The sequence below is a fragment of the Gordonia sp. 852002-51296_SCH5728562-b genome, from assembly GCF_001665475.1.
Taxonomy (GTDB): Bacteria; Actinomycetota; Actinomycetes; order Mycobacteriales; family Mycobacteriaceae; genus Gordonia; species Gordonia sputi.
The window spans coordinates 24,422-31,707 of the sequence record NZ_LZMI01000092.1; the positions used below are offsets into that span (position 1 = coordinate 24,422).

The 7,286-nt window shown below is 66.6% G+C and carries 6 protein-coding genes; 3 read left to right on the plus strand and 3 right to left on the minus strand.

The annotated features are described in order from the left end of the window. Positions 1 to 174 precede the first annotated feature (174 nt). Entirely contained in the window at positions 175 to 1,053 is an 879-nt protein-coding gene (gene ypfJ / locus A5766_RS16505; protein ID WP_064905553.1) for a KPN_02809 family neutral zinc metallopeptidase, read from the plus strand. Beyond that, complete coding sequence (locus A5766_RS16510) at positions 1,043 to 2,698, plus strand: DUF885 domain-containing protein (protein WP_064866334.1); 1,656 nt, start codon at positions 1,043 to 1,045, stop codon at positions 2,696 to 2,698. The genes ypfJ and A5766_RS16510 overlap by 11 nt, the downstream gene beginning before the upstream one ends. A gap of 5 nt (positions 2,699 to 2,703) precedes the next feature. On the opposite strand, the gene A5766_RS16515 is transcribed toward A5766_RS16510, so the two are convergent. The 3 genes from A5766_RS16515 to A5766_RS16525 all read right to left on the minus strand — a co-directional run bounded on the left by A5766_RS16515 (position 2,704) and on the right by A5766_RS16525 (position 6,001). Then, on the minus strand, positions 2,704 to 3,849 hold the full coding sequence (locus A5766_RS16515; RefSeq protein WP_064905549.1) for a HoxN/HupN/NixA family nickel/cobalt transporter: 1,146 nt from the start codon (positions 3,847 to 3,849) through the stop codon (positions 2,704 to 2,706). A 170-nt stretch (positions 3,850 to 4,019) separates the two neighbouring features. Beyond that, on the minus strand, positions 4,020 to 5,285 hold the full coding sequence (gene hisS / locus A5766_RS16520) for a histidine--tRNA ligase (RefSeq protein ID WP_005202630.1): 1,266 nt from the start codon (positions 5,283 to 5,285) through the stop codon (positions 4,020 to 4,022). Further along, positions 5,282 to 6,001, minus strand: coding sequence for an MBL fold metallo-hydrolase (locus A5766_RS16525; protein WP_005202628.1), 720 nt, complete (start codon positions 5,999 to 6,001; stop codon positions 5,282 to 5,284). The genes hisS and A5766_RS16525 overlap by 4 nt, the downstream gene beginning before the upstream one ends. A 232-nt stretch (positions 6,002 to 6,233) precedes the next feature. On the opposite strand from A5766_RS16525, the gene A5766_RS16530 reads away from it, so the two are divergent. After that, positions 6,234 to 7,178: a peptidylprolyl isomerase gene (locus A5766_RS16530; protein ID WP_005202626.1), complete on the plus strand. Its 945-nt coding sequence runs from the start codon at positions 6,234 to 6,236 to the stop codon at positions 7,176 to 7,178. Positions 7,179 to 7,286 lie beyond the last annotated feature (108 nt).

Below are 7,286 nucleotides of genomic sequence, written 5' to 3' on the forward strand. Positions count from 1 at the left end.
CCTGGTGGACGTATGAGCGAGGAAATCTCGCGCTCAATCCTACGGAGGGCGCGCCCGACGTCGCCGAGTGGTATCCCGCCCGCGTCGAACCCGCCGATCTGACACCACCCCGAGACGTGACCGTTGGGCGTGGTTCACCCGTATCCGGACGTCCTCGCCGGTAGCCTGACCTGCATGACGTTCCAAGGCAGCGGGGGGCTGGACAACAGCAACGTGTCCGGCGGCGGGGGTGGCGGCGGTTTCGGCGGTGGCGGAGGCGGCCGTATCGCGCTCGGCGGCGGTGCCGGACTGATCGTCACGCTGGTCGCACTGTTCCTCGGCATCAATCCCGGCCAGATCCTCGGATCGTCGTCGACGACCGGGGGTTCGACGAGCAACTCGGCGAGCCAGATCGACGAGCACCTCGCCCAGTGCACCATCGAGAAGGCCAATACCGACGACATCTGCCGCATCAAGGCCACCACCATCAGCATCAACCGGGTGTGGTCGGACCTGATGAAGGGCTACACGCCGCCGAAAACCGTCATCTTCAGCAACTCGGTCGACACCGGCTGCGGCGCCGCCACCTCGGCGACCGGCCCGTTCTACTGCCCCGTCGACAAGACCGCCTACTTCGACCCGTCGTTCTTCGCAGAGCTCAAGCAGATGGGTGGCAGCGACGGTCCGCTGGCGCAGGAGTACGTCGTCGCCCACGAGTACGGCCACCACGTGCAGAACCTGACGGGCGCGCTGCAGAAGGGCCAGCAGCTCGGCTCCAAGGGACCCAAGTCGGGTTCGGTCCGCGCCGAATTGCAGGCGGACTGCTACGCGGGCGTGTGGGCGTATCACGCCGACAAGGGCACCGACGCGATGCTCGAACCGCTCACCACCGATCAGATCAACTCGGTCATCCAGACCGCCAAGGCGATCGGCGACGACACGATCCAGGGTGCAAACTCCAATCCCGAGGGCTGGACGCACGGCTCGGCCGATCAGCGAGTCCGCTGGTTCTCGACCGGATACAAGAACGGCGACCCACGCCAGTGCGACACGTTCTCCACCAATGATCTCTGAGAACACCGCGCGCATACCGACCCCCGTCGACGCGATCGCCGACGACCATCTGGCTCGTAGCGCCGCCCTCGACCCGATCCTCGCCACCGAGTACGGCCTCGCCGGCCACGACCGTCTGCTGACGGACTTCTCCCCCGACGCCGTCGACGAACGGGCAGCCCTGGTGCGCTCGACGCTGGCACGACTCGACGCCGCGTCACCCGCCGACCACGTCGACAGGGTCACCGTCGCCACGATGCGAGCCGGGCTGAATCGTGAACTCGCGCTCACCGACGCCGGTGAACTGACCGGTGAGTGCAACGTGATCGCCTCACCGCTGCAGGCGATTCGCGACATCTTCTACCTCATGCCCACCGACACCGCCGAACAGCGCGCCGACATGGTGGCGCGGATCAACGCGATCCCTGCGGCGATAGACAGCGTCATCGTCGGACTCGAGCACCGGCGCGACGTCGGACCCGCGCTCGCACGACGACAGGTCGAACTGGTTGCGGCACAAGCCGATGGGGCGCGCACGGCCATCGCGCAGAACACCACGCCGATCGCCTCCGACGACGCACTCTCCGTCGACCTGGCCTCCGCCCTCGACAGCGGCGGTGCCGCATTCGACGCTCTGGCCGCACTGTTGCGGTCGACGGTCCTCGACTCCGCCGACCCCGACGACGCCATCGGACGCGACCGGTACCTCCTCCGGCTGCCGTACTACCTCGGCACCGATGTCGATCCCGACGAGGCCTACGACTGGGCGCTTGATCGCCTCGACGCCATCACCGCCGAACAGCAGGCGATCGCCTCGGACCTGGTGCCCGGCGCGAGCGTCGCCGAGGCACTCGAATTCCTCGACGCCGCGCCGCAGTACCAGATCTTCGATCGCGCGTCGTTCCTCGCGTGGATGCAGCAGACCTCCGACGCGGCGGTCGACGGCCTCGCCGGCACACACTTCGACATTCCCGACCGACTCACCCGACTCGAATGTCGGCTGGCGCCGTCGTCGACCGGCATCATCTACTACACGCAGCCGAGCGCCGACCTCTCCCGCCCCGGGCGGATGTGGTGGGCGGTACCGCCGGAACAGACCGTCTTCCACACCTGGCAGGAGAAGACGACCGTCTACCACGAGGGCGTGCCGGGCCATCACCTGCAGCTCGGGGCCGCGATCGTCGATCCCGACCTCAACACCTGGCGCAAACTCGCGTCCTTCACCTCGGGACACGGTGAGGGCTGGGCGCTCTATGCCGAACGGTTGATGAGCGAGCTCGGTTGGCTCGACGACCCCGGCGACAGGATGGGCATGCTCGACTCGCAGCGCCTACGCGCGGCGCGGGTCGTCGTCGACATCGGTGTCCACTGCCGCAAGGCGGCACCCGCATCCGTCGGTGGTGGCACGTGGGATGCCGAGAAGGCGTGGCGGTTTCTCACCGCGTCGGTCGCGATGGATCGGGCGGTGCTGCGCTTCGAGCTCGACCGTTACCTCGGGTGGGCCGGACAGGCGCCGAGTTATGCGCTGGGACAACGTGTCTGGGAGCAGTGCCGGACGCAGGCGCTGACCCGACATCCCGGGTGGACGCTCAAGGACTTCCACACCAACGCCCTCGCGCTCGGCGGGGTGAGCCTCGACGTCCTGCGCGAGGAGATGACGCGCTAGCGCGCTCAGTCCGAGGTCGGTCCGTCGACAACCGGCTGCGCCAGCGCGGTAGTCCAGCGTTCCTCGATCCGTCCGAAGCGCCACACCACCAGCGACACGATCCACGTGGCGACGAACAATCCGACGATCACGAAACCGAGCACGTTGAGGTCGATGCCGGAGACGTCGTCCCAGAACCTGCCCCTCCACCCGAACTCGTCGGCGAGCAGCCCGAGCACTTCGATGGTGCCGATGACGAGTGCGACCGCGATGGACAATCCCGTGATGATGAGGTTGTAGTACACCTTTCTCACCGGATTGGCGAGTGCCCACCCGTAGGCGAAGTTCATGAACGACCCGTCGATGCTGTCGAACAGACTCATACCGGCGGCGAAGATGACCGGCAGACACAGGATCGCGTACCAGGGCAGACCCGCCGCAGCACTCGATCCGGCCAGGATCAGTAGTGCCACCTCGGTCGCGGTGTCGAATCCGAGTCCGAAGAGCACGCCGATCGGATACATCTGCCACGGCTTGCTGACGACCTTCATCACGCGACCGAGAATGCGATTCATGAAGCCCCTGTTGTTGAGGTGCTCCTCGAGTTGCGCCTCGTCGTACACGCCTCGCCGCATGTCCCGGAAGACACGGAGGATGCCGAGCAAGATCACGATGTTGATCGTGGCGATCAGGTACAGGAATCCACCCGACACGCTCGTTCCGATCAGGCCCGTCACCTGATGCAGCGTCGATGAGTCGTCCTCGACCGAGCCTGCGAGAGCCTTGATCCCGAACGCCAGCAGCACGGAGAGGCCGAAGACGACGCTCGAATGTCCGAGCGAGAACCAGAAGCCGACTGTCAGCGGCCGCTGACCCTCACCCATCAACTTGCGGGTCGTGTTGTCGATCGCCGAGATGTGGTCGGCGTCGAACGCGTGTCGCATCCCCAGCGTGTACGCCGTGAGTCCGATGCCGATCCCGAGCGTCTTCTGACCGACGGTGAAATGCTCCGGCGCCACCAGGAACACCAACGTCCCCCACCCGATCACGTGCAGCGCGGCGACGGCCGCGACCATTCCGCCGATGCTCGCCCACTCCCCACGTGAGAGGCGGGACGACAGCGATGACAGACGTCGCGAGGACCTGGCGGCGACGGTGACTGACGAACTCATGACACGACGATAGGACGATCACCGCTCATCTGAACATCTGCTCAGATCGAAACCCGTCGATCGGACCCACACACCTATCCGATCGGATAGTGCAGTGCCGCAACGGATTTCATGCCCGATACAGGGGCATTGCCGGATTGATGCGGTTCGCGCGGATCCCGGGATCGCACTCAGGCCAGCAGGCCGCGCACCTCGTCGACGACGCCTTCCAGCGACGTCTTGTGCTGCTCCCCGTTGGTCAGGTTCTTGACCTCGATGGTCCCCTCGGCGAGTTCACGGTCGCCGAGTACCAGCGCCAGCTTCGCGCCGGACCGATCCGCGGCCTTCATCGCGCCTTTGAGTCCGCGGTCGCCGTAGGCGAGGTCGACGCTGACGCCCGCAGCACGCAACTGCCCTGCGACACTGACCAATTCGGCTTTGGCGTCGGTGCCCAGTGGCACCCCGAACACCTGACACCGCGCGGCGTCGACGTGCGCGATGCCCTCGGCCTCGAGGGCCAGCATCGTACGGTCGACGCCGAGCCCGTAGCCGATACCCGAAAGGTCCTGCTTGCTGCCGAGCTGACGCATCAGGCCGTCGTAGCGACCGCCGCCACCGATACCCGACTGCGCGCCGAGTCCGTCGTGGACGAATTCGAACGTCGTCTTGGTGTAGTAGTCCAGGCCGCGGACCAGGCGGGGATTGATCACATACGGCACGCCGAGCTGGCGCAGATGCGACAGCACACTCTCGAAGTGGCCGCGCGCGTCGTCGGACAGATAGTCGAGCATGAGCGGTGCGTCGGCGGTGGCCTCGCGGATATCGGGCCGCTTGTCGTCGAGCACGCGCAGCGGATTGATCTGTGCGCGTTGACGTGTCGCCTCGTCGAGGTCGAGTCCGCTCAGGAACTCCTGCAGCGCGTCGCGGTATGCCGGGCGGCAGGAGTCGTCGCCGAGGGAGGTGATCTCCAGGCGGAATCCCGACAATCCGAGCCGTCGGTACCCCTCGTCGGCGATCGCGATGACCTCGGCGTCGAGCGCGGGGTCGTCGACGCCGATCGCCTCCACCCCGACCTGCTGCAATTGGCGGTAGCGGCCGGCCTGTGGGCGTTCGTAGCGGAAGAACGGACCCGCGTAGCAGAGCTTGACGGGGAGCTGTCCACGGTCGAGGCCGTGCTCGATGACCGCGCGGACAACTCCGGCGGTGCCTTCGGGACGAAGCGTGACCGACCGGCCGCCGCGGTCTTCGAAGGTGTACATCTCCTTGCTGACCACGTCGGTCGACTCGCCGACGCCCCTGGCGAAGAGGCCGGTGTCCTCGAAGATCGGCAGTTCGATGTGTCCGTAGCCGGCGCGCCGAGCGGCGTCGGTGAACGTGTCACGGACGCGGCGGAAATCAGCCGACGCGGGCGGGTAGTAGTCGGGGATGCCCTTCGGTGCGACGAAGTCGGCGCTCACAGTCTCCTGCTTCCCTTCTGTCGGCTCGACTCCCCCAATTCAGTGAGGAACGGGTTCGTCGCGCGTTCCTGCCCGATCGAGGTCTGCGGCCCGTGGCCGGGCAACACCTGGGTCTGGTCGGGCAACCCGAGGAGCTTCGACTCGATCGATTCGAGCAGTTGCCGGTGGTTGCCGCCGGGCAGATCGGTGCGTCCGATGGACCCCGCAAAGAGTACGTCACCGGAGAAGCAGACTCCGACACTGGTCTCCTGACCTGCATCGTCGAGGACCGGAACGTCGGTGCGCAACAGTACGGACCCCTGGGTGTGGCCGGGCGCGAGATCGACGTCGAACCGGATGCCCGCCACCTCGATCGGCTCACCGTCGACGAACTCGATGACCTTCTCCGGCTCGCGGAACGTCAACGGCCCGATCATCGCGCCGAGTGCGCTGCCGAGGCCGACCGCCGGGTCGGCGAGCATCGGGCGATCAGCCGGGTGGATATAGGCGGGAATCCCGTATGCGTCGCAGACATCAGCGGCGTTCCAGGTGTGATCGAGGTGGCCGTGGGTGAGCAGCACCGCAACCGGGGTCAGGTCGTGCTCGGCGAGAATCTCGGCGACCTTGCCCGCCGCTTCCTGCCCCGGGTCGACGACGACCGCCTCACCGCCCGGCTCGGGCGCCACGATGTAGCAGTTGGTCTGGAACATCCCGGCGGGGAATCCGGTGATCAGCATGTGCTCTCCTCGGCTTCGACATGACGCGGGCGCCGATGACGCGTCGCTCCTGACCCTCCATTCTGGCGCATGTCCGAACACCACTCGACGACACTCCGGCACACCTGCCTGGAGAACTCTCAGGGTGTCCTGGCACACTTGCGTGTCGATACAGCCGTGATTCATACGCGCCGTGTTTGATACGCACCGAGTTTCATACGCCCCGACAGACGTCTCAGGAGGGTTCACCAGCGTGACCACCAACGAGGAACGCCGCGAAGCCGCCAAGCGGAAGCTTGAGGACAGACTCGAACGCGAGCGCCAGGATCGCAAGCGTCGGCGGATCCTCATCGCGTCGATCTCGACAGTGGTGGTGGTAGCAGTCGTCGCCACCGCGACCACGCTCATCGTGAAGAAGGTCCTCGACGACCGCGAAGCCGCTCGATGGACGTCGTGTCAGTATCAGGATCAGCCCGACCGCCTCAAGCCGATCCCCACCGATCCGCCGCAGGGTGTGCCCGCTGAGCAGCACGACGAGTACCGCAAGTACGCGGCCGAGATGAACAAGATGATCAACGAGGGCATCCCGAAGAAGCGGACAGCCCCCAAGCCCGGTGACCGGCAACTGAAGTCCGGCGACGTCTCGGCGGTGTTCGACACGTCCCAGGGCGCGATTCCGATCACGCTGACCCGGGCGTCGGCACCGTGCAACACGGGCGCGATCATCTCGCTCATCAGCGACAAGTACTACAACGACACCCCGTGCCACCGCATGACCACGAGCGAGGCACTCAAGGTGCTGCAGTGTGGCGATCCCACCGGAACCGGTGCAGGCGGCCCGGGCTGGAGCAGCCCCGACGAGCCGCCGACCGATCTCAAGCCCGCAGGACAGGCGAACCAGATGACCGGACAGCAGTCGGTGATCTACCCCCGCGGCACCATCGCGATCGCCAACAGCAACCAGGGCGGCCAGAGCAGCAACACCGGCTCGAGCCAGTTCTTCCTCGTGATCTCCGACAGTCAGCTCCCGGCCGACTACTCGGTAGTCGGCAAGGTCGACCCCGAGGGCCTGAAGGTGCTCGACAAGGTCGCCGCAGGCGGCGTGACCGCCGGACCGTCGGGCGAGGCCAACGACGGCAAGCCCAAGCTTCCAGTGCAGATCACCACGGCCAAGATCACCGGCGGAGACCTGGACTAAACGCACACTCGACGCGACGAAGCGCCCAGTCGGCGGGACAACCCCCCCCCGGGGGGGGTGTGGGTGGGGAGTTTGCGCCCCCCCCCCCCCCCCCGGCGGCCACCCCAG